The sequence below is a fragment of the Caproiciproducens sp. LBM24188 genome (genome assembly GCF_054130445.1).
This window is the reverse complement of the sequence record NZ_CP196862.1, coordinates 755,582-782,242: the sequence shown is the minus strand read 5'-3', so window position 1 is coordinate 782,242 and position 26,661 is coordinate 755,582. Positions and strand designations below refer to the sequence as shown.

Here is a 26,661-nt window from a genome sequence, read left to right as displayed (position 1 = left end):
AACCCCGTTGGCAAACGAATCCATAATAATCTGAATATAAATAATTTAAAACTGAGGGATGCATAAAATGACGCTGGATGAAATTCGAACGGAAATTGATTCCATTGACGAGCAGTTGCTGCCTCTCCTGATTAAGCGCATGAAGTGTGCGGAACAGGTTGCCGAAATCAAACGGCAGGGCGGCCTTCCCGTTTACGACCCGGAACGTGAACAAGAAATACTGAACCGCACGGAAAAAGACGCCGGAAAATACGGGAACGAAGCGCGCATTCTTTACTCCACACTGATGGATTTGAGCAGGGCGCGCCAGCACGCGCTGCTTGGCACCGGAAATGTGCTTCGCAGCCAGATTGCAGCGGCAGACCCCGCACTAGAGAAGTGTGACACAATTGCCTGCCTGGGTGAAATTGGTTCGTTTTCTCACGAAGCGGCCATGGAACTTTATCCCGACGCAAACCCTCTTTTCTTTGAACATTTCAGCGGAATATTCGCCGCGGTAGAAAGCGGCGACGCCGACATTGGCATTGTCCCCGTGGAAAACTCTTCCGCCGGTTCGGTCAGCGAAGTTTATGACCTGATTCTAAAATACCGTTTTTACATTGCCGCGGCCATCACGCTCCGGGTGCATGACTGCCTTGCCTGCACACAGGGAAGCAACCCCGAAGAGATTAAAACTGTGTATTCACATCCGCAAGCGCTGGCACAGTGCTCCCAATATATTGAGATGCATCACTTAAACCCGGTAAAATTCAGCAGCACCGCGCGCGCCGCTCAGATGGTTGCCCAATGGAACGAACCCGGTATTGCCGCCGTCTGCTCCGAACAAGCGGCAGCCCAATACGGCCTGCGGGTTCTGGAGCGGGATATTCAGAACAGCGCCAACAACTGCACCCGCTTCATCGTCATCAGCCGCAGGATGGTGATTCCGAAATCCGCGGGGAAAATCAGCCTGTGCTTTTCCCTGCCGCATCAGACCGGCTCGCTCTACAAGATTCTTTCCCGCTTTGCGGTGGCGGGCCTGAACCTGACCAAAATTGAAAGCCGCCCGATCGCCAACCGGACCTTTGAATACGACTTTTATCTGGACTTTACTGGTAATATTCGGGAAGAGCCCACACAAAACCTGATTTTATCGCTTTACGATGAACTGCCGCGCTTTTCTTTTCTGGGGAATTATGTGGAATATGAATCCAACTTATAACACCGGCTGAAAAGCACCGGCTTGCGGAAAACAAATGTCCGCAGGCTGGTGCTTTTTTATTTTCGTTTGCAGTAAGGCGGTCTTTTCTTCGTACTGTGGTGTTCCATGCATTCGGTGCACTTTCCATGACGCGGGCATTTCACACGCTTACAAGGGCATTGTGTAGTTCCGCTTTCGAGCAGGAGGGGCTCTTGTGCCTGCGGGCTGTAAACCTCAATGTCGTTGCCTTCGGAATCCGTAAATTCAAATACAAGGTTATCACCGATCTGTTTCAGCGGAAAAACTATCGGTCTTCCCATTTCGATGACCTTTTTCCGGACAGCTTCGATATTGTTCGTTTCAAAGCTGGGCAGGCAGTTGTCGCCCCATACGGCGGTTTCGCCCATCAAATCCGGCTGAAACAGGCAGTACCGGAATCCCCCAATGGAAAAAACCGAAAACACAGGGTCGTGTGTATCTGCCTTCTGCCCCAAAAATTCCTCGTAAAAGCGGACAGCACGCTCCATGTCCTTAACACAGATATAGAGCGAATGAATGGAAATTTGATAATCCATAAAATACCACCCTTTAAATTCACAGCTTTCGCAACGCCGATCAATATGCTCTCCATTGCGAACGACGGTGAAATGATGAGATTCCCGCATCTCCTAACAATATACAACCGTATACATATGATCGCACAAGAAACAGGACAACGTTTTATCTTATTTATCGCTATTTTTTCAGCTTTGCGGCAAGGGCCACCCAGCCGCGTTCGGTTTTGCGGTCAAAAACCTCGAATTTGCCTTCCAGTGCGCGCAGTACGTCTGCTTCACGGGTGTCAATAATTCCGCTCATCAGGTACACGGAATCCGGGAACAGGAACTGCTCGATGTCTTCCGTGAGTTTCACAATCACATCCGCCACAATGTTCGCAACCACTACGTGGAACCTGCCGTTGACCTTTTCGGTCAGGTCCCCGCAAATTCCGGTAAAGCGTTCCTGAACCTGGTTGCGCTCCGCATTCTGTACGGCGGTCTTTACCGCGAGCGGGTCAATGTCCACCCCAACGGCGTTGTGCGCCCCCAGCAGCAGGGCGGCTACGGAAAGGATGCCGCTTCCGCAGCCCACATCCAGCACATCCATGCCGGGCTGAATGGTTTTTTCCAGCAGTTCCATGCAAAGCCGGGTTGTTTCGTGCGTGCCTGTGCCGAACGCAAGGCCAGGTTCCAGATTCAGCACCACGCGGTCGTCGGCCTCATACTCCTCTTCCCAAGTGGGGCGGATGAGCAGCTTTTCCCCCACCGGAATCGGCTTAAAGTACTTTTTCCAGTTGTTAATCCAGTCCTCTTCCACGCAGTTTGCGGTGGTAATGGTGTGGCGGATTCCTTCTGCGTTATACCGTTCGCTCAAAAACGCAATGGCCTCTGCCGGGCTTTCCTCCGGGCTGATGTAGACATGCACCATCGCCTTGGTGCGGTCCTTTTTCAGAAGCTCTTCGTCAATCAGGTCAATGTGTGCGATTTCCTTCGCTTCTTCCTCCAAGTGGGAATAGTCCTCAATATAAATCCCGTACGGTACCACCATCTGTGCAATATCGCTCGCGCGGTCGATTTCTGCGGCGTCCACCGTTACGGTTACTTCCGTCCAATCCATTAATTGTCCATCCTTTCGTCGCTGACCGGAACGTTCCGCCCGGTTTTTTGATGCGAACTCTATTATAATGCAAATCCTTTCAAATTTATAGACTTATTTCAACCCTTACGCGAATACATTTGACTATAAAGGTTTAAAGGTGTATGTCAAATGAAAAATCGCGTATTTTTTTACAACGCTGTTATCCTTACCGTCAGTTCGGTTATCATTCGCCTGTTCAACATCTGGTTCCGCACCCTGATCAGCGGCCTGATCGGTGCGAGCGGCATGGGGCTGTACCAGCTCATTTTTTCCATTTTTGCGCTCGGCATTATTTTGTGCACCTCCGGCATTGGGTTTGCGGTCACACGGCTGGTCGCGGAGGGGCATGGAACCCGCCACGCCGTGCGGCTATGCCTTGGATGCGCGCTTTCCCTCAGTCTTGCGGCAAGTGCGGTTCTTTTTTTCGGCGCAGATTTCATCGCCGCAAAATGGATAAACAGCCCGCCGGCAGCCTACCCCATCCGCCTGCTGATGCCGGGTCTGCCGTTTATTTCCGTATGCGCCTGCCTGCGCGGGTATTTTATCGCCATCCGCAATACGGTGGTACCGGTTTGCGGCGATTTTCTGGAGCAATCCGCAACCATCGGTGCAACCCTGATTCTGCTGAAGCTGGTCAGCCCGATGGAAGCGCTCATGCTCGGTTCCACGCTTGGGGAAGTAATCTCTTTCCTTTATATGGTCCTGCTGTACCGCATCTTCATCCGCAGAAAGAATTTCCCGAAGCGAAAGGCCGAACCGGTCTTTGGGCGCATTATCCACATTGCGGCACCCGTACTGGGCGGAACTTTCCTGCGGGGACTGTTCGGAAGTGTGGAAAATATTTTAATTCCGAGGGGGCTGCGGAAAAATGGTTCCGACGCCCAATCCTCCCTCGCACAGTACGGTGTAATGCAGGGCATGGTCATGCCCATTCTGCTTTTCCCCTCGGCTTTCCTCAGCTCGCTGGCCGTGCTGTTGGTACCGGAAATGGCCGAGGCAAACGCCGCTGGAAACCAGAAAACCATTCAGCGGGCCGCCGCCCGCTCCATCCGTTTTACGCTGGCATTTTCCTTCTTTGTAACAACGCTGCTGATTGTATTTGCCGACGACCTTGGCATGGCGTTTTACCACAACACGCAGGCGGGCACGCTTCTGCGGGTAATGGCCCCCATTGTTCCGCTGATGTACCTTGACAGTGTGGTGGACGGCATGCTGAAAGGGCTGGACCAGCAGTTCTATTCCATGACCTATAACTTTACCGATTCTATTATGCGCGTGCTGCTGGTTGCAACCACCATTCCTGCCGCCGGTATGAAAGCGTACATTGCCATTCTGTTTTTAAGCGAGATTTTCAACGCATCGCTCAGCATCAACCGCCTGCTGAAAGTTACCTCGCTGGAAGTGGATATTACCGGCTGGATTCTCACCCCTGCGGTCGCCGCGGCACTGCTTTATTACGTACTGATTCTGGCGCGCCGGATTTTATTTTCGGGGGTTTGACAAACCGTTTTAAACCGATTAAACTATAACCATTCTACCATTGCTTTCTGTCGGATCAAGCTGATTTCTACCTTAACGAACGGAGGGGTTGAATGGAGAATATTTGGGTTCTGTTTTTTCTGTTTTCCGTTTACAGCTTTATCGGTTGGCTGACGGAAAGCATTGTCTGTTCGATTCCAGAACATAAATTTATCAATCGCGGATTTCTGAACGGCCCATTCTGCCCGATTTATGGAGCAGGCGGTATTCTTGTTACCGTCACGCTGATGCCGTTCCAAAATCATTTGATTCTGCTTTATACAGCCAGCGTATTCATTACCACACTGGTGGAATACCTGACGGGTGCCATTCTGGAAAAGCTTTTCCACACGAAATACTGGGACTACAGCCACCGCAGATGCAATCTTCATGGGCGCATCTGTCTGGGGAATTCACTTGCGTTCGGGGTCATGTGCGTGGTCGGTGTTCGGTGCGTGTACCCTGCGCTGGTGAGTCTGCTGGACTACATCCCGCAAAATGGGCTGATGACAATTGATGCCGTTCTGGCGGTCTATTTCCTGTTTGACACCGCGATTACCGTCAACGCGGTATATCAGCTGAACGGAAAGTTGGACGAGCTGCAGCAGATTCTAAACGAAATCAAGCAGCGCGCCTCCCTGAACGAACTGCGCCAGCGCGCTTCTTTGGCGAAAGAGGAAACCGTGGAAAGCATTCGCCTTGCGTTTTCCGGGCTGTTGGATGAAGACGCAAAGTCCCGCTTTACGGCCCTATTTGAACAGATGGATAAACTGGAGAGCACCAGCAAGCGGATTCAGCGCCGCCTGCTTGATGCATTCCCGACGATGACCTCCATTCAGAACAACGAGTCCTTACAGCGTTTAAAACGATCAATTACCGAACGGGCACAGCGAATCACGCGCCGGTAAATCTTGAATCCTGCAAACATAAAAAGAGGAATCAGGAAAGGCGCTGCAAAATGAATCCAGGTTCATTTTGCAGCGCCTTTCTGTTTCATTGTCCGTTGTGGCCCCACTGGCAGCGGCATTCTCCACGGACTTTTCGAGCGGCAGCACAGGGAAAGCGCCGGCCGTTTTAAAGAACCGCAGTTACCTCGACTTCAACCAGCGCATTTTTCGGCAGCTGTTTTACAGCCACACAGGAACGGGCTGGCTTTCCGGTAAAATACTTCTCATATACGGCGTTGAACGCCGCAAAATCAGCTATTTCTGCCAAGAAACAGGTCGTTTTTACCACATGGCTGTAATCCGTTCCCGCCGCCGACAGAATCGCCCCAACGTTCTTCATCACCTGCTCCGCCTGAGCCGTAATATCCCCTTCGGCGATTTCGCCCGTTGCCGGGATAATCGGAATCTGTCCGCTAGCAAAAACCATACCGTTTGCAACAATTGCCTGAGAATACGGCCCGATTGCGGCGGGCGCATCCTTCGTGGAAATCACCTGAAACATAACAAACCCTTCCTTTATCATAAAAATAAATTTTATGGATTTAAAATCGTGTATCCCGCGCCAGTGATAGCCTCCCGAATCTGCTGCACATGCTGCCAATCCCTGGTTTCCATGCGAATGCGCAGCGTGCAGGCGTTAATGCCCGTGTTTTCGCCCCCGCGTTCGTGGTGCACGCTTACCACGTTCGCGCCAAGGTCGGCAATCAGTGCGGAAACTTCCTTTAGCTGACCGGGTTTATCGATCATTTCAATGGTCAAGTCGCTGGAACGCCCAGCCTTCAGCAGGCCGCGGTTAATTACCTTGGAAAGGATAGTCACGTCGATGTTGCCGCCGGAAAGCAGACAGACCACCTTTTTGCCCTTTACATCCACCTTGTTGAACATGGCCGCCGCCACGGATACTGCGCCCGCGCCCTCTGCGATCATCTTATGTTTTTCAATCAGCGTAAGAATGGCAGTGGAAATTTCATCGTCCGTTACCGTTACGATTTTATCCACATATTTGCTGCAAAGCTCGTAGGTCAGGTCGCCGGGGCACTTAACGGCAATGCCGTCCGCAAAGGTAGAAACATTCTGCAGCGCTTCCACCTTGTGCTTTTCCAGCGCCTGCGCCATGCTCGGCGCGCCACAGGCCTGAACGCCGTACACCTTGCAGTTCGGGTTCAGCGACTTTACCGCAAAGGCCACGCCAGCAATCAGTCCGCCGCCGCCCACGGGGACAATCACCGCGTCTACTTCCGGGAGCTGATTGAGAATTTCCAACCCGATTGTACCCTGACCCGCAATGACATCCGGGTCATTGAAGGGGTGAATAAAGGTTGCGCCGCTTTCCTTTTGAAGTTCGCACGCCTTCTGGAACGCGTCGTCGTAAACGCCCTGAACCAGGCACACCTCCGCCCCGTAGCTTTTGGTGGCCTCTACCTTTGAAATTGGTGCGCTGTCAGGAATACAGATAAGCGAACGGATTTTGTTTTTTGCTGCCGCCAGCGCCACCCCCTGCGCGTGGTTGCCGGCGGAACAGGCGATGACGCCTTTTTTCTTTTCTTCATCGGAAAGCTGTGAAATTTTATAGTACGCACCGCGCACCTTAAAGGAACCGGTAATCTGCAGGTTTTCTGTTTTTAGGTAAATCTGGCTTTCCGGGTTGATCAGCGGTGCGCTGATTAAATCCGTAGTGCGAATGACATTCTTCAAAACAAAAGCGGCGTGATACACTTTATCCAGTGTCAGCATTTTTTATTCCCCCATCAGTCAGTTTGATTTGCTCCCCACTGATTCGGCGCGAAGGCTGCCGGGTGTTTTCCGGCAAGGGGCGGAGCTCAGCGGTTGAAATGGTCGGTTCTATTTCATCATTGCCATGGTTCCGGTTCGCAAAATTTTCACCACATGGTACGGATTATACAGCTCAATAAACGAGTTGATGGATGCCGCGTCGCCGGTCAACTCCAATATCATGGAATCCGGTTCCACGTTCAGAATATTTGCATGAAACACGTTAGCGATTTCTACCAGCTTTTCACTGTTCTGCAGGGTGCGTTCCACCTTCATCAAAAGATGCTCCCGCACAACGGCTCGGTCACGGTCCAAAACGCTTACGTCTTCCACGTCCTCCAGCTTGCTAAGCTGTTTATCCACCTGACGCACAATGCGGTCATCCCCCAGAACCACAATCAAAATTCGGGAATATTCGGCATTTTCCGTCTGCGCGGCAACAATGCTCAGAATATTGTAGCAGCGGCGGCTGAATAGCCCCGAAATGCGCAGCAGCACGCCCGGATTGTTGCGAGCCAGCACGGACAGGATATATTCTTTTTCTCCAGTTTGGTTGCTCATCACGGAACCTCCTCACATTTCCAGAATCGGTTTTTCAACGCAGCCGCCCGCGGGAACCATGGGCAGCACGTTCAGGTCGGGGTCGATATAGCAGTTAATCAGCACCGGTTCGTTCAGGGCGAGTGCCTGTTTCAGCACCGGTTCAATGTCGCTCTTGGTACGAATAGTGAGCGCCTTTACGCCAAAAGCCCGGGCAAGCATTTCGTAGTCGGTAGCGCGGTCCAAGTCCGTCTGGGAAAAACGGCTTTCATAAAACAGCTTTTGCCACTGGCGCACCATGCCGAGCACGGTATTGTTGACCACCAGCTCAATAACGGGAATCCGGTACTGCGCCGCAGTTGAAAGCTCGTTGCAGTTCATGTGGAAGCTGCCGTCCCCCGCGATATTCACCACCCGTTTATCAGGGTTGGCCACCTGCGCACCCAGCGCCGCGCCAAGGCCGAAGCCCATGGTGCCGAGTCCCCCGGAACTAATAAACTGGCGCGGATGGCGGAAGCGGTAAAACTGGGCGGCCCACATCTGGTGTTGGCCGACCTCCGTCGCAATAATCGCTTCGGAACCGGTCAGGCGGTCCAGCGTTTCCATCAATTCCTTCGGGGTCACCGCCTCGTCGGAAGGCGCCTTTTGCTCCAACGGATAAAGTGCTTTCCAGCCCTGAATCATGCCCATCCATTCGCTATGGCGGACTGGGGTCAGCTGCTCGTTCAGGCAGGTAAGGACTTCCTTTGCATCCCCATGCAGCCTTAAATCCACGTCGATATTTTTATTGAATTCCGCTGCGTCAATGTCGATTTGCAGAATTGGGCAATGCTGCGCGAACAAACCGGCATTGCACAACACGCGGTCGGAAAAGCGCGTGCCGACGGCAATCAGCAAGTCGCAGTTTTTAATGGCCAAGGCGGACGTATTGGTTCCGTGCATGCCCAGCATGCCGATATAGCGGGCATCCGTCTGGTCGTAGCCGCCCTGGCACATCAGCGAGCAGGAAACCGGGGCGTCGATGCGCTCGGCAAAGTCTTTCAGTGCGTCATTTGCCCCGGACGCCACCACGCCGCCGCCCGCATAGAGGAACGGCCGCTCGCTTTTCCGAATCATTTCCAATGCCTGCTCCAGCCGCTCCGGTTTGGGCAGGGCAGTTTTCGGCAGTGCAAGCGGTTCAGAACGGGTGTATTCGCACCGTTTCGCCGTCAGGTCCTTGGGGATATCCACCAGTACCGGGCCCTTGCGCCCGGTATTGGCAATGCGGAATGCCCGGCGGATGGTATCGGCAAGGTTATCCACGTCTTTGACCAAAAAGTTATGTTTGGTTACCGGCATGGTAATTCCGGTAATATCAACTTCCTGGAAACTGTCCAGCCCCAAAAGATCGCTGCTTACGTTTCCGGTAATCGCCACCATCGGAACGGAATCCATGTAAGCGGTGGCAATGCCCGTTACCAGATTCGTTGCGCCGGGTCCGCTGGTTGCGATGCAGACGCCCGTTTTCCCACTGGAGCGGGCGTACCCGTCGGCGGCATGTGCCGCGCCCTGCTCATGCGCGGTACGGATGTGGCGGATTTTGTCCCGGTACTCATAAAGGGCATCGTAAATATTCAGCACGGCACCGCCCGGGTAGCCGAACACCGTATCCACGCCCTGTTCGAGCAGACATTCCATGACAATCTGCGCTCCTGTCAAAAGCATTTCCTTATCCTCCTAATTCTATTTAAAATTTCCGGCCAAACAGCCGATGCATCGAAAACAAAAAAGCCTTCGCCTCTAAACATAGAGGCGAAGGCTATCAGCTTCGCGGTACCACTCTAATTCACCGCCGCAGCGGCATCTCTGTATGCATCCAACAATGCACTCTTTGATAACGGGAAGAACCCGAGCGAGCCTACTAGTTACCGTTCAGCCGCCTGCTCCGGGGTGATCTCCTGCAAACTCCGTACCGCCTCGCACCTGCCGGCGGCTCTCTGAAAACGGGACATCCGCATTCCGTCCCCATCTGCGCATTTCACTTATCCTATTAATATATAGAATATTCAATTTCTTTAGCGTTGTCAAGCATTAAATAAAATTTATATTTTATGCTTCTTTTACCCAATAGGCGCTTCCGTCGGGCTTGCGGTCCAGATAACCCGCTTCAATCAGGCCGCGGCGCAGGGTGGAAAAATCCTCCGGATAAATCTGCTTGAGGATTCCGTTGACCTCCATCTCCGTATAGGTTTTCCCCGCCTCAAACTGACCAGCGATTTTTTTGATAATGATCGCTTTTTTCTTGGCCTTGGAAGAAAATACCTTCAATTTCAGCGGGTCAAGCGAGCTGAAGCAGTTCTTCAAAATTTTCTCTTCCTCTTCCGGTGTTACTGAAAAATCATCCATTCCTTGTAACCGTCCCTTCCCTGTCCTGTTGTATGACAGGAGATATTTGTTTCGATTTTACCATTCTCATCCAAAAAGTCAAGTTACGGCCGTTAGGAAAGAATCTCCCCCAGATGATCCAGAAGGAAACGCTGTGCCGTACTGTCGTACAAATTGATGCGGTACACTTCCCCGGATTCGCTTTCCCGCTCCTCGGTAAGAATCCCGATTTTCCGGCCGGAATCGGAGGCCACGCGCATTTTGCCGCCCGCTGTGTGCTGCTCCATTAGATAACCCTGCCGCAGCAGCCAGTTGGTCACCCGAACGGCGGAAACTTTGTACGCGCCGCCCGTTACGGAAGCGATTTTTTTCGTTAGAAAGCTGACCGGAACCGGTTCGTCGAGGAAAATGAGCTGTTCTTTCTGTTCTTCGCTCAGCTGGAACTTCTCTTCCTCTGGAATTGCGGCCGGTGCCGGATTGGGAGCCTCTTCCTCTGCTATCGCGGCAAGAAAACGCTCCCCATAGCGCGCCGCCTTTTCCGCGCCAACGCCGCTGACCTCCATCAATTCCTGCCGGGTGCGCGGCAGGCGTGCGCACATGCCGCGCAGCGTCGCGTCCGAAAACACCACGTAAGCGGGAACGCCCTGCGCCCCCGCGATTTTGGCACGCAGTTTTTTCAGCCGCTCGAACAGGCGGGTGTCCACCGGCCCCTGCGGGGCTGCTGCCTTGCTCTTTTTCAGCGCAGGCTGTGTTTCTTTTGGCAGACGCATCCGCAGCGTTTCGCCGCGGCGCAGAATTTCTTCCGCCTTTCCGGTCAAGCCCAGCACCCGGTACTCATCCTGAGAAGTAGACACATATTCATTCCCCTCCAAATAACGGAGCTCGGCACGGATTTGCTGTTCCGTACGGCGGCTCAGGCTGCCGTAAACGGGCAGGGCGTCCAGCCCATACCGGTAAATGCGGTCGTTTCCCCCGCCGCGCAGAATTTCCGTAAGCATCGCCGCGCCAAACCGTTCACCCGACTGCTGAATGCAAGCCAGAATTTTCCGCGCATCCTCCGTAATATCCGTTTCCTCCGTGTCTGCGCAGCAGCTGCCGCAGTTGCCGCAGTACCCCGGCGCGGATTCCCCGAAGTACCGCAGGATGTAAGCGCGCAGGCAGTCGTCGGTAAAGCAGTAAAACGTCATTTTTTTCAGCCGTTCCTCGTCGCGCTGCAAAATCAGCGCACGGGTCGCTTCGTCCAGCTCTTCGTTATCCCGACCGTTTTGCAGCATAAATTGGTTGATTCGCACATCCTGCCCGCTGTAAAACAGAGTGCATCGTGCGGGCTCACCGTCACGTCCAGCGCGCCCCGCCTCTTGATAATAGCTTTCCATATCCTTCGGCATATTGTAATGGATGACAAAAGACACGTTAGATTTGTCAATGCCCATTCCGAACGCGTTGGTCACCACCATGACGGAAACGCGGTCAAAAAGGAAGTCCTCCTGGCTTTCACGGCGCTCCCGGTCGCTCAGCCCGGCGTGATAACGGGCAGCGGGGATGCCCTCCGCGTTCAGGCGGTCGCACACTTCTTCCACCGTTTTGCGCGTGGAACAGTACACAATTCCGCACTGCTCCCGCGCTTCATTCAGTAATTTCAGCAGCGCCGAAAACTTATCCCGTGGCTTCTGCACCTCAAAATACAGGTTGCTGCGGTCAAATCCGGTAGAAACCTGAACCGGGTCGCGCAAATTCAACAGACGCACCACATCGCTGCGCACTTGCTCGGTCGCAGTGGCGGTGAACGCGCCCATCACCGGGCGCACGGGAAGCCCGTCCGTAAACTCACGTATTTTCAAATAACTCGGGCGGAAATCCTGCCCCCACTGGGAAACGCAGTGCGCCTCGTCCACAGCAATCATGGCCAGCTTCACATGCCGGGCAAACTCCTGAAATTCTTCCGTCAGCAAACGTTCCGGCGCAACATAAATAATTTTGTAGGTGTATTCCCGCGCACGCTCCAGCGCCAGCCGGTACTGCCCTTGTGTAAGGGAGCTGTTCAGATAAGCTGCCCGTATTCCCGCCTGGTTCAGCGAATACACCTGATCTTTCATTAAGGAAATCAGCGGGGAAATCACCAGCGTAATGCCCTCCAGCATCAGCGCCGGAAGCTGAAAGCACAGCGATTTTCCCGCGCCCGTCGGCATCACCCCAAATACATCCCGGCCGGAAAGAAGTCCATCCACCAGCGTTTCCTGTCCGTTTCGAAAAGAGTCATAGCCGAAATACTGCTTCAGCGCGCCGAGTTTGTCCAAAATGCGTCCTCCATGTTTCTATTAATAATGACTACCAATTACAATCGCTTTCTCCTTTCGAAACAAGAAACCGCAGCGGTTGAAATTTCTTGGCAAGCGGTTCCAACGGAGAAAAAGAGTTGCCGGTTTTATGTATGATGTATTATAACATATTCCGCCCCAAAAGTCCCTTTGCAGAAAAACAACCCGTGAAGATTCACGGGCTGTTTTTCTGTACCCCATATGGGCTCACATGGATTTTGCCTTCTGTGTGCAGGCTTTCATCGCTTCGATCACGCTGCTGCGGAAGCCTTTCGCTTCCAGTACGCGCACTGCCTCAATCGTGGTACCCCCGGGGGAACAGACCATATCCTTCAGCTCACCCGGATGTTTTCCGGATTCCAACACCATCTTCGCGCTTCCCAGCACGGCCTGCGCCGCGAACTCATATGCCTGCTTCCGGGGCATTCCGTCCGCCACAGCGGCATCGGCCATGGCTTCGATGAATAAGAAAACATACGCCGGGGAACTGCCGCTTACCGAAACCACCACATCCATCAGGTGCTCCGGAATCACCTCGGTGCGGCCAAACCCGCGCAGAAGCCGGCAGACTTCCTCCAGTTCCTTAGCGGTAACGGATTCGTTAGCGCAAACCGCGGTAATGCCTTCCCCCACCAAGGCTGGGGTGTTCGGCATGGTGCGCACCAGTTTGACCGGTTTGCCAAACGTTTCCGCAAGCCAGTTCAGCGTTTTGCCTGGCGCAATGGTAACGATGACCTGCTCCGGCCGCACCGTTTCCGCCACTTCGCGAATAACGGTTTCATAAACCTGCGGCTTTACGGCAAGAACTACAATTTCCGCCTGCCGAACCACTTCCCGGTTATCCTGCGCAGTCTTTATGCCAAGCTCCCGCTGTGCGCGTTCCAGCGGGGCACGACCCAAATTGGATGCAATAATTTTCTCCGCGCTAAGAACCTGATTTTTTATGATGCCGCCCATCATGGCGCACGCCATGTTGCCGCATCCGATAAACCCCAGTTTCATGCTGTGGATGCTCCTTTGTTTCCGGTCGTCCACGGACGAACACAGGACGGCGGGATAGATTGATAAGAAATGCCATTGTGGTAACCATATGATAACTGACTGAGAGCAATCTGTCAATGTAATGCGCGAAAGTATGGAGTCATAAAAGTTCTCGTTGACAATAAAATGCAATCGTGCTATATTTGTTTAGAATTCTAACTTTTCTATATCTAAGTATTTTCAATTTTCACGGAAAGGCGGTGTCCCGTTTGTGAAAAACAAAAGCGAAGATTTGACTTCCTTTAAAGACAGCAACTCGTTCCTTCTGGCGGGAATTGCCCACCACCTGGCACTATACCGGAACCGGCTGTACGAACCGCATGGAATCACGGGAAAACAGGCTGCCATTCTCACTTTCTTGTGCTTCAACAAAGGGAAAGAAATCACACAGCACGATATTGAGGAGGAATTCAACCTTCGCCCATCCACCATCAATAGTGCGCTAAACTACCTGGAAGCAGGCGGATTTATTTTAAGAACCACCAGCAAAACGGATGCAAGGGCCAAAATCGTTACCGAAACACAGAAGGCCCACAACCTTTTCGAAGTGATTCTGAACGAAAGAAAGATGGAGGAAAAACTAATCATCCAGGGTTTTTCTTCCGCAGAGCAGGTTCAGCTGCACGACTTTCTTCATCGAGTGATCAACAACATCATAGAAGCAAGGGATGGTAATTCTTGATAAACCTATCTTTCAAGCAGAAGGTTCTGCCACTTTCCTTGAAAAACAAAACGGAAATCCAACTTACGGACAGCCCGTTTGAAACCTCCGACTGGCAGAGAAAGGATGGTCACAATATATGATTAAAAGACTGCTCAGCTATGTTGGCGAATACAGGAAATACGCGATTTTGACGCCGCTCTTTATGATTGGCGAAGTCGTGATGGAAGTCCTGATTCCCCTGGTCATGGCTCAAATTATTGACAACGGCATTCAGGGAACCGGCGGCATGAACTACACCCTGAAAATGGGTGCGATTATGGTGATGCTCGCGTTTATTTCCCTCTTTTTTGGCGCAGCAGGCGGCCGGGCCGGCGCCGTGGCGGCGATGGGATTCGCCAAAAACCTGCGCAACAGCCTGTTTGACAAAGTACAGGATTTTTCCTTTTCCAACATCGACAAATTCTCCACCGGCTCGCTTGTCACCCGGCTGACCACGGACGTGACCAATACACAGAACGCCTTTATGATGATCCTGCGCGTCGGCTTCCGCGCGCCGACCATGCTAATCGGCGCAACCATTATGGCGGTGCGTGTCAATGCGCGGCTTTCCCTGGTATTCCTTGTGGCGATTCCGATTTTGGGCGGCGCACTGTATTTCATTATCAGCAAGGCGCACCCGCGTTTTCTGGAAATGCTGAAGCGCTACGACACGATGAACACCGTGGTGCAGGAAAACCTGATTGGAATTCGCGTGGTAAAAGCGTTTGTGCGCGAGGACCACGAAGATAAAAAGTTCCGCGACCATGCAGACTCGGTGCGCAAAGCCCAGTTCTTCGCGGAAAAGCTCGTCATTATGAACGTGCCGGTTATGCAGCTGTGCATGTACGGTTCCATTCTGGCAGTGCTTTGGTTCGGCGGCAATATGGTGCTGAACCGTTCGTTTGAAATCGGCGAGCTGTCCAGCTTCCTCAGCTATATTGCCCAGATTTTAATGTCGCTGATGATGCTTTCGATGATCTTTATCATCTCGATCATTTCCTACGCCTCCGTTCAGAGAATTATGGAGGTCCTAGACGAAACCCCGAACATTCAGGATGCCGCAGGGGAAACAGAGCTTCACCTGGAAGACGGCTCCATTGAATTCCGCGATGTATCTTTCAGCTACGCAAACGACCCGGAAAACCTGACGCTGTCGCACATCAATCTTTCCATCGCCTCCGGACAGACTATCGGCATCATCGGCGGAACCGGTTCAGCAAAGACGTCGCTGGTGCAGCTGATTCCACGGCTTTATGATGTCCTGGACGGGCAGCTGATCGTGGGCGGCCATGACGTGCGCGACTATAAGCTGCGCGACCTGCGCGAGGAAGTCGCCATGGTTCTGCAGAAAAACGTGCTGTTTTCCGGCACCATCCGCGACAACCTGAAATGGGGCGACGAAAACGCAACTGATGAAGAAATTCAAGCGGCGTGCGAATCCGCTCAGGCACACGACTTCGTGCAGTCTTTCCCCGACGGCTACAACACCGATTTGGGGCAGGGCGGCGTGAACGTTTCCGGCGGGCAGAAGCAGCGCCTTTGCATTGCCCGTGCCCTGCTGAAAAAGCCAAAAATCATTATTCTGGATGATTCCACCAGCGCGGTGGATACCGCAACGGACAGCAAAATCCGCGCGGCGTTCCGCAAAAAGCTGAAAGGTACCACCACGCTGATTATCGCGCAGCGCATCAGCTCTGTCTGTGATGCGGATAAAATCATTGTGCTGGACGAAGGAAAAATCAACGGCTTTGGTACCCACGAAGAACTGATGAAAACAAACGAAATTTATCGGGAAGTTTATGAATCCCAGCAGAAAGGAGTGGACGAATATGCCAGGACCAATGCATAAACAAAAACCAGGCGCAAAACCACAGAACACCGGAAAAACGCTGAAGCGCATTTTCGGCTATCTGGGGAATTTCAAATTCCGGTTCTGCCTTGTTCTGGTGGCAATCGTCATCAGTACAAGCGCTCAGATTGTCGGCACCACCCTGCTGCAGCGCATCATTGATAATGCACTGATGCCCATGTTGCAAAACGGCATTTCCTCCACCCTGATGGCTAGCTTTGTGCGCATGCTGCTGATTATGGGCGTGGTTTATTTGATGGGTGCGCTCTGCACTTATGCGTACAGCCGTATTATGCTGGTGATTTCCACCAAAACCCTGTATCGCATCCGTACCGACTTGTTTACCAAAATGGAGAAGCTTCCCATCCGTTATTTCGACACCCACACCCATGGTGAACTGATGAGCCGCTACACCAACGATACGGACACCATCCGTGAGATGCTTTCCAACAGCGTGGCAAACTTTATTTCCTCCGCCCTTTCGGTTGTCAGCGCGTTTGTCATGATGCTTTATTACAGCTGGCAGCTTACCATCGTTGTGATTCTGATGCTGTTTGTCATGATTAACGTGGTAAAAAAAATCGGCGGAAAAAGTGAACTGTATTTCCGCAAGCAGCAACAGGCCATTGGCAAGGTCAACGGTTATATTGAGGAAATGATTGAAGGACAGAAGGTCGTAAAGGTATTCTGCCACGAAGACAGGACCAAGGAAGAGTTCCACCAGTTGGATGAGGAACTGTGCGACGCGTCGACCAGCGCCAATACATTCGCCAATATCTTAATGCCGATTATGGGCAACATTTCCAACATCCTTTACGCGCTGACCACCGCGTGCGGCGGGTTACTGGTTCTGGCTGGAAGCCTGACAACGGGCACAGTGGTAGCGTTTTTGCAGCTGACCAAAAACTTCTCCATGCCGATTACCCAAATCTCCCAGCAGATGAACACCGTGCTGACGGCACTGGCCGGTGCAGAACGGATTTTTGAGGTGATTGATTCGGAACCCGAGGTGGACGACGGCTACGTTACACTGGTAAACGCCCAAGTAGAGCCGGACGGCAGCATTACTGAAACAGATCACTACACCGGCGTATGGGCTTGGAAGCATCCCCACAGCGCAGACGGAAGCGTAACTTACACCAAGCTGGAAGGCCGTGTGGAATTTGACAACGTGGTCTTCGGCTACGAGCCGAACAAAACCGTACTGAACGGCATTTCCCTTTACGCCAAACCGGGCCAGAAAATCGCCTTTGTCGGTTCCACCGGCGCTGGGAAAACAACCATCACCAACCTGATTAACCGGTTTTACGACGTGCCGGATGGAAAAATCCGTTACGACGGCATTAACATCAATAAGATTAAAAAGGCGGACCTGCGCCGTTCGCTTTCCATGGTGCTGCAGGACACCCATCTGTTTACCGGAACCGTGATGGAAAACATCCGCTACGGCAACTTAAACGCAACCGACGAGGAATGCATTGAGGCGGCAAAGCTGGCCAATGCCGACCACTTCATCCGCCATCTGCCAAAAGGATACAATACGATGCTTTACTCCGACGGCTCCAACCTTTCTCAGGGACAGCGCCAACTGCTGGCCATTGCTCGTGCCGCGGTGGCGAATCCGCCCGTGCTGATTCTGGACGAAGCGACTTCCTCCATCGATACCCACACGGAGATACTGATTGAAAAAGGCATGGACCGCCTGATGCAGGGCCGTACGGTATTCGTCATTGCCCACCGGCTGTCCACCGTGCGCAACTCCAATGCAATTATGGTGCTGGAAAACGGCAATATTATTGAGCGCGGCAACCATGAAGAGCTGATTGCGCAAAAGGGCAAATATTATCAGCTTTACACAGGTATGTTTGAACTTTCCTGATGTTTCATTTCATAAAAAAGACTTTCTTCCCCGGCCGAATGGGTTGAGGAAGAAAGTCTTTTTTTATAAAATCAGTACGCGTTACCAGATACGACTGTCCTTTGCGCAGTGATTCTGTCTTTTGGCAGCGCGAACCTCTACAAAACAGCCGCACAGTTCACACATTCCGTTGATTAGATGGCTGCACTGCCTGCAATACGCCAGGCGGGCTTCATAATCCGGCGCAGGTGTCCGCATTGTTTCGTCCAGACTTTCCACATACTCGGAAATGCTCCGGTAATACTCGCTGTCGGTCATATCTTTTAACAAGCAGCGCCTGCAAACGATGTCCATTTTCCGCTCATCCTTTCACGGGCATTGGCCGGAACGTTGTGCGCGCCCCGTTCGCGGGGCGGCTTTCCGGTGCCGCCGGGCCTGCGGATTATTCCGCTACGGTAATTTCCATCACACTGCAGGCTGGCATGGTGAATTTCAGGCGGTTTTCCATGGTTTCAATCGACTGGAAGTTCTGAATTTTAACGGTGTCCGGGTGGTCGAAATCATTGTACGCATCCATTGCGCCGCCGGTCAGAACTCGCGCGCTGACCTGATTCGGCTTCATCCCGAGCAGGTCGCACTCAATCGGCTCAGCCGCATCGGCCGACAAGTTTGCCGCGGTAATATGAAGAACATTATGGTCATCCACAGATGCCGATACGTTGAGATTCGGAACCTGAGCGTCTTCTGTTCCGATCATCTCCCCCGTGGCAAAGCTTTCCACCAGTGTGGCGTCCTGATGCGCACGGTATAGATCAAATACATGATAAGTCGGGGTCAGCACCATCTTTTCGCCCTCAGTCAAAATCACGGACTGCAGAACGTTCACCATCTGGGCAATGTTGGCCATTACCACACGGTCGCTGTGCTGGTTGAAAATATTCAGGCTTAGGGCCGCCACTATGGCGTCGCGCATGGTATTCTGCTGATATAAAAATCCTGGATTCGTCCCCGGTTCCACATCATACCAGGTTCCCCATTCATCTACAATCAGCCCTACCCTATGGTCCGGGTCATAATAGTTCATAATTCGGGAGTGATTTTCCACCAGTTCTTGCATGTAGAGCGCTTTTTTCAGCGTTATGTAATACTCTTGCTCGGTAAACTTAGTTGCAGAGCCTTTGTTTTTCCACTCGCCGGGAACGGTGTAATAGTGCAGGGTAATGCCGTCCATCAATTTGCCCGCGTACTCCATCATGGTTTTCATCCAATGATAGTCGCCCACGCTGGGGCCGCTGGCAATCCGGAAAATCTTGTTTTCCCCGTAATTCTTAAGAAAGGACTGATACTGGCGGTACAGGTCGAGATAATGCTCCGGCCGCATGTTGCCGCCACAGCCCCAAGTTTCGTTTCCTACCCCGAAGTACTTTACCTTCCAGGGCTCTTCCCTGCCGTTCTGTTTGCGCCATTCCGTCATGGGGGACTGCCCGTCGAAGGTCATGTACTCCACCCACTCGCTCATTTCCTGAACGGTGCCGGAACCGCAGTTTCCGTTGATGTACGGCTCACAGCCGACCTGGCGGCAAAACTCCAGAAATTCGTGCGTACCGAACGAATTGTCCTCCACGACGCCGCCCCAGTTGGTGTTAATCATTTTTTTGCGGCTGCTTTTGGGTCCAACCCCATCTTTCCAATGATACTCGTCAGCAAAGCAGCCGCCCGGCCAGCGCAGTACAGGAACGCGGATGTGCTTTAGGGCCTCCACCACATCGGTGCGCATCCCGTTCACATTGGGGATCTCCGAATTTTCACCCACATAAATGCCGTTGTAAATACAGCGGCCCAAGTGTTCCGAAAAATGGCCATAGATGTTGCGGTTGATTTTACTTTTTTTCACTTTGGTGTTGACAATTAGTTTTCCCATTTCCATTCCTCCAGTAAATAACTGAAATTCGCTCTTTGCTGCTTTGCCGCCGGATTCGGATTTGCGACCCCTTTGACACCGGGATTCCGCATCAGCCGCTGCTGAAACCGTGCAGCATAAGAATTTTTGTCCAATTTTATGTATGCATTTATATTTTATAATTACCTTTATATTATATCATTTTTTTTATAAAATAAAATATGGAAAAACAACAAATTTAAGCCGGGAAAACCGTTGTTTTCCCGGCTTAAAACAGGTTTGAAACCCGGTAACGGAGCGTTATTCCTTTACTCCTGCTTAATCGCGGTAAGCGCACTAATTTTAACCGCGCGGTTCGCCGGGCCAAAACCGGAAACCAGCCCAACCAGCGTGGCGAAAGCCAAGGCACTCAGCGCCAGCCAGGGCGGTATAATGGAAATCTGCGAACCGGCTGAAACCAGCCCCACCATGGCGTCGCCCCCCTTTTGTTGCGCGGCCAGCGTATTGATTACGGTAGAAATCAGATAGCTGATTCCAACACCCACGATGCCGCCCAAAAAACCAATGGCACCGGCTTCCATTAAAAACATGGACCGTATATTTCCCACTACACAGCCTAGAACCTTCATAATTCCAATTTCACGCGTGCGTTCATAAATGGACATGGTCATGGTATTGGCGATTCCAAGCGCGGCGACCAAAAGGGAAATGGCCCCCAGGCCGCCCAGTATCATCTGAATCGTCCGCATCTGCTCTTCAATCGGCTTGCGGATGCTGTTCATGCTGTAAGTGCTGTAGCCGGACTTTTTAATCACTTCCTCTACGTCAGAGACATGTTCCACCGCGTCCACCTTCACACTCGCTTCGCTGTATCCCTCCGAAGCATTTTTATCCTTCTTCACATTGTTCAGCTTTTCGTATTTCGCTTGCAGTTCCTTCGCAAGGCTGATGTCCATAAAAATGCAATGACTCGGAGTAGGGCTTTTGCCGTAATCCTCCTCCAGAATACCAATGCAGTTCAGTTTAACGGGTTTGACCTTTGCGGTGGAATTTTCCGGCGGCGTCGGCTCCGCCTGAAGCTTTGCCTTCATCGGGTCCAAAAACGGTTCCGGCAGCTTCCCGTTTTTGTCCGGTTCCGCATACACCATGTTATTGTTGGTTTTCCGGGTATCAATAAAGTCATAGGCCCCGTCTTTCCCCATCAGAATCGTGGTACGGTTTTCCTCTTCTTTTTTCGGAAGCGTTCCCTGCGTTGGCTTATAGCCGAACGCTTCCAGCGCCCCCATATCTACGCCGTAAATCATGCTGTCATAGCGGTATTTTCCGCTTTTGACCGTTACCTGTGATGGGTCCAGCATGCAAACCGGTGTCAGCGCGACAACATGCTCCATCATTTTGATTTTTTCCAGCGCTTTGTCGTCCAGCGGAGTGGACTTGGATGACCCCGAATCGGCATGAATCTGAATTACAGTCAAATCGCCCATATCCCGCATCATAGCTTCCATACTTTCCCGAATTCCGAATCCAAACGAAAGCATAACCACAATGGCACAGGTGCCAATTACCACGCCGGCCACGGTCAGAACCGTGCGCACCTTTCGTTTGAAAAGGTTCCCGAGCGCCATGGAAATCATATCTTTCCACTTCATAACCGTTTCTCCTGTGAAGACGGCTCGGGAGCGTCATAGTCGTCCTCTTCCTCCAATTGGCGGAGTTTTTTTGCCTTCCGCTTTTTCAGAAAGATGCGCAAAACGACTAGAATTGCGATGACGCCAACGCCCACACCGGCCCAAAGGTACCACGGAAGCCCGTTGTTTTCCACCGGAGCGTTAGCTGGTTCGGAACCACCCTCACCAGGTTCATCCTCCATTTGCGACACCTCGCAGGAAAATTCTTTGGTCACGCTTCGGTTTACGCCGGTTGCGTCCTCATAGCTGAACACAGCGGTTCCTTTTAACGTCCCCTCCTCGTTTGGGGTTAAAGAAGCCTGAAACGTATCCCCCACGCCAGACTCCACATTGCCGATGTAGGAGTCCATTTCACTGGAGGTAAAGTTGCCGCTAAGCTTGACGGACAGATTAAATATTTTACTTTTTCCTTTATTCACGTAACTAATGCTCAGCTGCCCGGATTCCCCAACAAACATGGGGGACGGAAGTTCCACCCCACCCACTTCAAACCGGTCCGGCTGAGTTAATGGAATGGAAATGACTTCGGTAGACTCAATCGTTTCCCGCTTTCCGTCCAGAACCGCTTCATAATGAAAGGCCACATTCACACCGTATGAGTTCGGGGTTGCGTCCGACTTCGGCAGCAGCGCGATTTCTCTGCTGAATAACGCGCCGGGGGCAACTTTATCGATAAAAAAGGTGTTGGAAGATTTTGCAGGGGTAAATGCACCCGCTACGGATTTATCGTCGTTTCCCGCCACAGAAGAAACCGTAATTTTCAGGTTTTCAATCTGCGTGGTGGGGTTTGTATTACGGAAACGCATCGCGAGGTTGAACTCCTTGCCGCCCAGAACAGCCTTCCCGCCGTAATCATAGCTTTCAATAATAATGGTTGGCTTGCTCGCGTTGGTTCCACTGCTTCCGCTTTCCGTGTCCGTTTTGGTACCAGTGACCGGCACAAACACATTAGTGGCCACTGTCGTTGGACATTCATCCGATGAAATCTGGACTTTTATCATATAATTTTTGGACACCATCTTCGGATTGCAGACCATGGGAAAGGTGACCACCGTGGTCTTTCCGGCATCCAGTGAATCTACAGTTTTGGTATCCGTCTGCCCGTTTACGGTGATTTCGTCGGCATTCAACCCGTCCAGCACCACGGTCACATGGTGGTTTGCAAGGCTGCCGCTGTTTTTCAGGGTCAGGTTCAGGTCAAATTTTTCCCCTTCCTTAATCCCGCTTTGGCTGACCGTGTAGCTGGCAAGCGACAGGTCGGACTTTTCTGTGCCGGAGGAAGTCGTGGTCGGCTGACACTCGGTAATGGTCTTCTGAATAGTACACGATTTCTTTTCTGATACAAAAACAATGGTAAATTTGAGGATGGCCGGCCCCATGCCGACATACTTCATATTTTTTTCCCCAATATGAATATAGTACGCATTCCCTTTAGAAGGGGTAGAACTGCTGTCATCATCCGGTTCCCACTTCTTCGGAGTCATTTTACCACTCGGCAGACCGGAAATGGAACCGTTTGGGCTGGTTACCGATATTTGAACGTTATCAGGGTCATGACTATTCTGGTCGAAAAATACAAAATCCGCCTCAAAGCTGCTGCCCCGGCTGATAGAAGGCTTATCCGCATTCGAAATGATATGGTATGACAACCGCGGCGTAATATCGTCGTCAGTCCCCGCCGCACTTGCCGTGCGGCTGAAAGCAACAACCGTGGTAATCAGGCAAAATACCATTGCCAGAGAAACCATCCTTCGTATTCTGTTTTTCATCATGCGTTTTCCTCCTGTTTTTCGCTGTGGATCGTTTGTAAAATTGAAAGATTCGGCTCATCGCTTTTGACATTTCCGTCGTGAATCGTTATAATCCGGTCAGCATACTTTGCGATTTCGTTGTCGTGCGTTACCACAATCAGCGTTTCTCGGTACCGTTTGGCCAGCGAAACCATAATTTCCATGACCTCCCGGCTGGTTTTGCTGTCCAGGTTCCCGGTCGGTTCATCGGCAAAAATAATCTGAGGGCGGGAAACAAACGCCCGCGCAATGCCAACCCTCTGCTGCTGGCCGCCGCTCATCTGCGTGGGTTTGTGGAACAGCCGGTCCCCCAGGTTCACCAGCTTTAACATATGTATGGCCCGTTTGGTGCGTTCGGTCTTGTCAACGCCCTTAAACACCAACGGTATAGCAACATTTTCGACCGCCGTAAGGGTGGGCAGCAAATTGTACGACTGAAAGATAAACCCAATATTTTTCTGCCGGAACAGCGCCCACTGTTTCTCTGAAAAATTCGAAACCGTCTGCCCTCCGATTTTTACGGTTCCTTTTGTCGGTTTTTCCAGTCCCGCAAGGATATTCAGCAGGGTGGACTTTCCCGAACCGGAGGTGCCAAGGATACAACACACTTCTTCCGGCTGAATCTCTAAATTAATCCGTTCCAGGGCGACCACCCTTTCACGGTCGACCCGGTAAGTCTTGCGGATATCTTTCACGGAAATCAAGCTCATTTCATTCTCCTTCCGTAACTGAAACTTTGCGCATCGCGCCCTGCCTGTAACCCAACCCATCCGCCATCGTGCAGAACGGGGGGCAATCCATCCAAAACGGCAGGTTCCTTAAAAAGCGATTCCAATTCCCCTTTCTTGCAGTGCTGACAACAATCCTAAAAAATTTTAGAGATGTGGCAATATTTAACATTATTTTAAGCTAATAATATACTATTGCGAGAAATAAAACAATGAACAAAAATGTAACTTTCTGCGGCAGCGCAGCAAGCCGCCCCGCTGTGCTTTCTCCATACGCTTTGGATGCAAAAAGAAATTCTGATTACGAAGGAAGATGTTACTTAATAAAATGCAGCGAAACGGCAAGGAATGCCTCTTTCCATAATTATATGGAATTCCGACTTATTGGAGGTCGAAATAATTGCTGATTCAGTGTTCAGCCAACCATTTAAATTTGCGACTGGTAACTTTGCAATTTTGTTTAGACGACAGCAAAAAATTTGGGACAAGCCGTTTTAGCGGCTTGCCCCAAATTTCTCTTTTTTAGCGTGTCATCTGTGCATGCGCAGCGGTTCGCCGGTTACGGTAAATTCCGCACAGGGTACCTCGCAGCCGGTCAGTTCCCTGCTGCGTTCATCCGGCTGGCTTCCGCCAATGTAAACACGGAACTTGCCGGGTTCCAGCACACAGTTTCCGTCATTGTCAATCAGTGCCATCTGACGGGCGGTAATTGGGAAGGAAACCTCCGTTTTTTCGCCCGGATTCAAGGTAATGCGGCGAATGCCATTCAGCTGCCACCGTGGAACCCGCACGCTGGCTTCCATATCCTGCAAATAAAGCTGAACAATTTCATCGGAAGCACGCGTTCCGGTGTTTTCCACGGTAACACGCGCCTCCAGCCCGCTTCCCGCCGGAAGCTGCGACGCACTGAGAACCAGGTTGCTGTAACGGAAGCTGGTGTAACTCAAGCCGTATCCAAACGGATAGAGCGGCGCCTTTTTGAAGTAGCGGTAGGTACGGTTTTCCATGGAATAGTCGTGGAAATCCGGCAGATCCTCTTCCGAACGGTAAAAGGTAATCGGCAGCCTTCCGCTTGGGGAATACTCCCCAAACAGCAGGGACGCAACAGCTCGGCCGCCCTGCCCGCCCGGATACCACGCCTGCACAATAGCATTTACATGTTCATCCGCCCAATTTACCGCGAGCGCACTTCCGGAAAGAAGGACCAAAACAACCGGGGTGCCGGTTTTCTGAACCGCTTCCAGCAGTTGCTGCTGGGTGCCGGGCAGCTTCAGGTTGACTTTATCGCCGGAGGCAAACTCATTGGAAGTATCGCCCTCCTCACCTTCCAGACCGGCATCCAGTCCAAGGCAAAGTACCGCTACATCGGCGCGCTCCGCTGCGGAAACCGCCTCCGCAATTCGGTCGTATTTTTCCGAAAGGCCGCTCATGCTGTTCTTATAAAGATGGCAGCCTTCCGCGAAATACACACGGGTATCCGGTCCGACCGCCTCACGGATTCCGTTTAATACCGTAACATACTCGGAGGCGGTTCCATTGTAGTTTCCTTCCAGCGCGGCGCGGCTGTCGGCGTTCGGCCCGATGACCGCAATGGATTTCAGCTGATTTTTATTCAGCGGAAGGAGTTGATTCCGGTTCCGCAGCAAAACGAGTGATTTTTTGGCTACTTCCAGCGCGGCGCGGCGGTGTTCCTCGCAGTCCACCCTTTCATAAGGAATCGTGGTGTAGGGCACATGCTCCGGCTTATCAAACATTCCCAGGCGCATGCGAATCAGCATCAGGTGGTAAACCGCTTCGTCAATAGCGGATTCGCTGATCAGCCCGCTGCGCACCGCCTTGGTCAGGCTGGCATATGCGCAGCCGCAGTTTAGGTCACATCCATTGTTTACCGCCAGAGCGGAGGACTCTTCAATGCTCTTCGTCACTTTATGTGCTTCATTAAAATCCTTAATTGCCCAGCAGTCGGAAGTGACATAGCCGTCAAATTCCCACTCGCCGCGCAGAATATCTTTTAAAAGCGTTTTACTGCCGCAGCAGGGCTCCCCGTTCACACGGTTATAGGCGCCCATCACACCCACTACTCCCGCTTCGCGGACGGCGACCTCAAACGCCGGCAGGTAAGTTTCCCAAAGATCTTTCTGCGAAATTTCTGCATTAAAGCGGTGGCGTTCCCCTTCCGGCCCGCTGTGACCCGCAAAATGCTTGGCACAGGCGGCAGCTTTCAGATATTTTTTATTGTTGCCCTGAATACCGCGGATAAAGGAAACCGCAAGCCGGGAAGTCAGGTACGGGTCTTCCCCATAGGATTCCTGGCCGCGCCCCCAGCGTGGGTCACGGTCAATGTTAATGGTGGGTGACCAGAATGTAAGTCCCTTGTAAATATCATGGTCGCCTTTCCGCTGAAATTCATGATATTTTGCACGTCCTTCCGTGGAAATAATATCTGCGGTTTTTTCCAGTAAATCCGGATCGAACGTTGCTGCCATACCAATTGCCTGCGGGAACATGGTGGCAACGCCCGCGCGCGCAACACCGTGCAGTGCTTCACTCCACCAGTTGTAGCTTGGAACACCCAGCCGCGTGATTTCCGGCGCACTGTGCTGCATTTGCCCGATTTTCTCCTCCAAGGTCATACGCGACACCAAATCGCGCGCCCGTTCTTCAAAACTGTATTCTTCGTTTCTATATATCGGCTCTTGTGGCATTATTACAAATCCTCCGCGTTCCTATAGTTACCGGTCTTACACTATGATAACTGTTCCGCGGAAAGAAGTCCCATCATTCCTT

The 26,661-nt window shown here is 51.9% G+C and carries 21 protein-coding genes and 1 other annotated feature; of the genes, 6 read left to right on the top strand and 15 right to left on the bottom strand.

Annotation, left to right across the window (positions count from 1 at the left end; translation table 11 throughout):
- Positions 1-67: 67 nt before the first annotated feature.
- A complete protein-coding gene (gene pheA / locus ACSVDI_RS03530) occupies positions 68-1,201 on the top strand; it encodes a prephenate dehydratase (protein ID WP_457944787.1) in 1,134 nt (377 codons plus the stop codon).
- Positions 1,202-1,257: 56 nt separating this feature from the next.
- On the opposite strand, the gene ACSVDI_RS03525 is transcribed toward pheA, so the two are convergent.
- Positions 1,258-1,755 carry a VOC family protein gene (locus tag ACSVDI_RS03525; RefSeq protein ID WP_457944786.1) on the bottom strand — a complete coding sequence of 166 codons (498 nt, stop codon included), beginning with the start codon at positions 1,753-1,755 and terminating at the stop codon, positions 1,258-1,260.
- A 160-nt stretch (positions 1,756-1,915) separates the two neighbouring features.
- Complete coding sequence (gene prmA / locus ACSVDI_RS03520; RefSeq protein WP_457944784.1) at positions 1,916-2,836, bottom strand: 50S ribosomal protein L11 methyltransferase; 921 nt, start codon at positions 2,834-2,836, stop codon at positions 1,916-1,918.
- 150 nt (positions 2,837-2,986) lie between these two features.
- On the opposite strand from prmA, the gene ACSVDI_RS03515 reads away from it, so the two are divergent.
- Both ACSVDI_RS03515 and ACSVDI_RS03510 read left to right on the top strand, forming a co-directional pair.
- Entirely contained in the window at positions 2,987-4,357 is a 1,371-nt protein-coding gene (locus ACSVDI_RS03515) for an oligosaccharide flippase family protein (protein WP_457944782.1), read from the top strand.
- Positions 4,358-4,449: 92 nt separating this feature from the next.
- Positions 4,450-5,283, top strand: a complete 834-nt coding sequence (locus ACSVDI_RS03510) for a putative ABC transporter permease (RefSeq protein WP_457944781.1) — start codon at positions 4,450-4,452, stop codon at positions 5,281-5,283.
- A gap of 166 nt (positions 5,284-5,449) precedes the next feature.
- On the opposite strand, the gene ACSVDI_RS03505 is transcribed toward ACSVDI_RS03510, so the two are convergent.
- From ACSVDI_RS03505 to proC, 7 genes are all read right to left on the bottom strand, one after another.
- Positions 5,450-5,824 carry a RidA family protein gene (locus ACSVDI_RS03505; RefSeq protein WP_457944779.1) on the bottom strand — a complete coding sequence of 125 codons (375 nt, stop codon included), beginning with the start codon at positions 5,822-5,824 and terminating at the stop codon, positions 5,450-5,452.
- Between the two features lie 32 nt (positions 5,825-5,856).
- Positions 5,857-7,056 (bottom strand): threonine ammonia-lyase, encoded by a 1,200-nt coding sequence (ilvA, locus tag ACSVDI_RS03500; RefSeq protein ID WP_457944777.1) that lies wholly within the window; start codon positions 7,054-7,056, stop codon positions 5,857-5,859.
- Between the two features lie 108 nt (positions 7,057-7,164).
- Positions 7,165-7,656: an acetolactate synthase small subunit gene (gene ilvN / locus ACSVDI_RS03495; RefSeq protein WP_457944775.1), complete on the bottom strand. Its 492-nt coding sequence runs from the start codon at positions 7,654-7,656 to the stop codon at positions 7,165-7,167.
- A 12-nt stretch (positions 7,657-7,668) separates the two neighbouring features.
- On the bottom strand, positions 7,669-9,339 hold the full coding sequence (ilvB, locus tag ACSVDI_RS03490; RefSeq protein WP_457944774.1) for a biosynthetic-type acetolactate synthase large subunit: 1,671 nt from the start codon (positions 9,337-9,339) through the stop codon (positions 7,669-7,671).
- Positions 9,340-9,419: 80 nt separating this feature from the next.
- Positions 9,420-9,655: a binding site (T-box leader), on the bottom strand.
- A 68-nt stretch (positions 9,656-9,723) separates the two neighbouring features.
- Positions 9,724-10,020 carry a DUF2087 domain-containing protein gene (locus ACSVDI_RS03485; protein ID WP_457944773.1) on the bottom strand — a complete coding sequence of 99 codons (297 nt, stop codon included), beginning with the start codon at positions 10,018-10,020 and terminating at the stop codon, positions 9,724-9,726.
- A 92-nt stretch (positions 10,021-10,112) separates the two neighbouring features.
- The gene (gene recQ / locus ACSVDI_RS03480; protein WP_457944771.1) at positions 10,113-12,296 is read right to left on the bottom strand and encodes a DNA helicase RecQ; all 2,184 of its coding nucleotides are present in this window, start codon (positions 12,294-12,296) and stop codon (positions 10,113-10,115) included.
- Positions 12,297-12,524: 228 nt separating this feature from the next.
- A complete protein-coding gene (gene proC / locus ACSVDI_RS03475; protein WP_457944770.1) occupies positions 12,525-13,319 on the bottom strand; it encodes a pyrroline-5-carboxylate reductase in 795 nt (264 codons plus the stop codon).
- Between the two features lie 250 nt (positions 13,320-13,569).
- Here proC and ACSVDI_RS03470 point away from each other — a divergent pair, with 250 nt between their 5' ends.
- The 3 genes from ACSVDI_RS03470 (at position 13,570) to ACSVDI_RS03460 (ending at position 17,789) form a co-directional block, all read left to right on the top strand.
- On the top strand, positions 13,570-14,040 hold the full coding sequence (locus ACSVDI_RS03470) for a MarR family winged helix-turn-helix transcriptional regulator (protein WP_457944768.1): 471 nt from the start codon (positions 13,570-13,572) through the stop codon (positions 14,038-14,040).
- A 118-nt stretch (positions 14,041-14,158) separates the two neighbouring features.
- Positions 14,159-15,910: an ABC transporter ATP-binding protein gene (locus ACSVDI_RS03465; RefSeq protein ID WP_457944766.1), complete on the top strand. Its 1,752-nt coding sequence runs from the start codon at positions 14,159-14,161 to the stop codon at positions 15,908-15,910.
- Positions 15,891-17,789 carry an ABC transporter ATP-binding protein gene (locus tag ACSVDI_RS03460; protein WP_457944765.1) on the top strand — a complete coding sequence of 633 codons (1,899 nt, stop codon included), beginning with the start codon at positions 15,891-15,893 and terminating at the stop codon, positions 17,787-17,789. Before ACSVDI_RS03465 ends, ACSVDI_RS03460 begins: the two co-directional genes overlap by 20 nt.
- A gap of 81 nt (positions 17,790-17,870) precedes the next feature.
- Here ACSVDI_RS03460 and ACSVDI_RS03455 read toward each other — a convergent pair whose 3' ends face one another.
- From ACSVDI_RS03455 to ACSVDI_RS03430, 6 genes are all read right to left on the bottom strand, one after another.
- Entirely contained in the window at positions 17,871-18,122 is a 252-nt protein-coding gene (locus tag ACSVDI_RS03455; RefSeq protein WP_457944763.1) for a DUF6171 family protein, read from the bottom strand.
- Positions 18,123-18,210: 88 nt separating this feature from the next.
- Complete coding sequence (locus ACSVDI_RS03450; RefSeq protein WP_457944761.1) at positions 18,211-19,689, bottom strand: alpha-N-arabinofuranosidase; 1,479 nt, start codon at positions 19,687-19,689, stop codon at positions 18,211-18,213.
- 287 nt (positions 19,690-19,976) lie between these two features.
- Positions 19,977-21,317 carry an ABC transporter permease gene (locus ACSVDI_RS03445; protein WP_457944759.1) on the bottom strand — a complete coding sequence of 447 codons (1,341 nt, stop codon included), beginning with the start codon at positions 21,315-21,317 and terminating at the stop codon, positions 19,977-19,979.
- Positions 21,314-23,128 (bottom strand): CARDB domain-containing protein, encoded by a 1,815-nt coding sequence (locus tag ACSVDI_RS03440; RefSeq protein WP_457944757.1) that lies wholly within the window; start codon positions 23,126-23,128, stop codon positions 21,314-21,316. The genes ACSVDI_RS03445 and ACSVDI_RS03440 overlap by 4 nt, the downstream gene beginning before the upstream one ends.
- Positions 23,125-23,856, bottom strand: a complete 732-nt coding sequence (locus tag ACSVDI_RS03435; protein ID WP_457944755.1) for an ABC transporter ATP-binding protein — start codon at positions 23,854-23,856, stop codon at positions 23,125-23,127. Before ACSVDI_RS03435 ends, ACSVDI_RS03440 begins: the two co-directional genes overlap by 4 nt.
- Before the next feature lie 548 nt (positions 23,857-24,404).
- Complete coding sequence (locus ACSVDI_RS03430) at positions 24,405-26,579, bottom strand: glycoside hydrolase family 3 C-terminal domain-containing protein (protein WP_457944753.1); 2,175 nt, start codon at positions 26,577-26,579, stop codon at positions 24,405-24,407.
- Between the last annotated feature and the right edge of the window lie 82 nt (positions 26,580-26,661).

Bases quoted from the DNA above. Each gene is read 5' to 3' on its own strand.
- ACSVDI_RS03430 (WP_457944753.1), bottom strand. From the start codon at position 26,579: ATGCCACAAGAGCCGATATATAGAAACGAAGAATACAGTTTTGAAGAA.
- ACSVDI_RS03435 (WP_457944755.1), bottom strand. From the start codon at position 23,856: ATGAGCTTGATTTCCGTGAAAGATATCCGCAAGACTTACCGGGTCGAC.
- ACSVDI_RS03515 (WP_457944782.1), top strand. From the start codon at position 2,987: ATGAAAAATCGCGTATTTTTTTACAACGCTGTTATCCTTACCGTCAGT.
- ACSVDI_RS03510 (WP_457944781.1), top strand. From the start codon at position 4,450: ATGGAGAATATTTGGGTTCTGTTTTTTCTGTTTTCCGTTTACAGCTTT.
- proC (WP_457944770.1), bottom strand. From the start codon at position 13,319: ATGAAACTGGGGTTTATCGGATGCGGCAACATGGCGTGCGCCATGATG.
- ACSVDI_RS03465 (WP_457944766.1), top strand. From the start codon at position 14,159: ATGATTAAAAGACTGCTCAGCTATGTTGGCGAATACAGGAAATACGCG.
- ACSVDI_RS03450 (WP_457944761.1), bottom strand. From the start codon at position 19,689: ATGGGAAAACTAATTGTCAACACCAAAGTGAAAAAAAGTAAAATCAAC.
- ACSVDI_RS03460 (WP_457944765.1), top strand. From the start codon at position 15,891: ATGCCAGGACCAATGCATAAACAAAAACCAGGCGCAAAACCACAGAAC.
- ilvN (WP_457944775.1), bottom strand. From the start codon at position 7,656: ATGAGCAACCAAACTGGAGAAAAAGAATATATCCTGTCCGTGCTGGCT.
- ACSVDI_RS03505 (WP_457944779.1), bottom strand. From the start codon at position 5,824: ATGTTTCAGGTGATTTCCACGAAGGATGCGCCCGCCGCAATCGGGCCG.
- ilvA (WP_457944777.1), bottom strand. From the start codon at position 7,056: ATGCTGACACTGGATAAAGTGTATCACGCCGCTTTTGTTTTGAAGAAT.
- ACSVDI_RS03445 (WP_457944759.1), bottom strand. From the start codon at position 21,317: ATGAAGTGGAAAGATATGATTTCCATGGCGCTCGGGAACCTTTTCAAA.
- ACSVDI_RS03440 (WP_457944757.1), bottom strand. From the start codon at position 23,128: ATGATGAAAAACAGAATACGAAGGATGGTTTCTCTGGCAATGGTATTT.
- ACSVDI_RS03525 (WP_457944786.1), bottom strand. From the start codon at position 1,755: ATGGATTATCAAATTTCCATTCATTCGCTCTATATCTGTGTTAAGGAC.
- ACSVDI_RS03485 (WP_457944773.1), bottom strand. From the start codon at position 10,020: ATGGATGATTTTTCAGTAACACCGGAAGAGGAAGAGAAAATTTTGAAG.
- ilvB (WP_457944774.1), bottom strand. From the start codon at position 9,339: ATGCTTTTGACAGGAGCGCAGATTGTCATGGAATGTCTGCTCGAACAG.
- pheA (WP_457944787.1), top strand. From the start codon at position 68: ATGACGCTGGATGAAATTCGAACGGAAATTGATTCCATTGACGAGCAG.
- prmA (WP_457944784.1), bottom strand. From the start codon at position 2,836: ATGGATTGGACGGAAGTAACCGTAACGGTGGACGCCGCAGAAATCGAC.
- ACSVDI_RS03455 (WP_457944763.1), bottom strand. From the start codon at position 18,122: ATGGACATCGTTTGCAGGCGCTGCTTGTTAAAAGATATGACCGACAGC.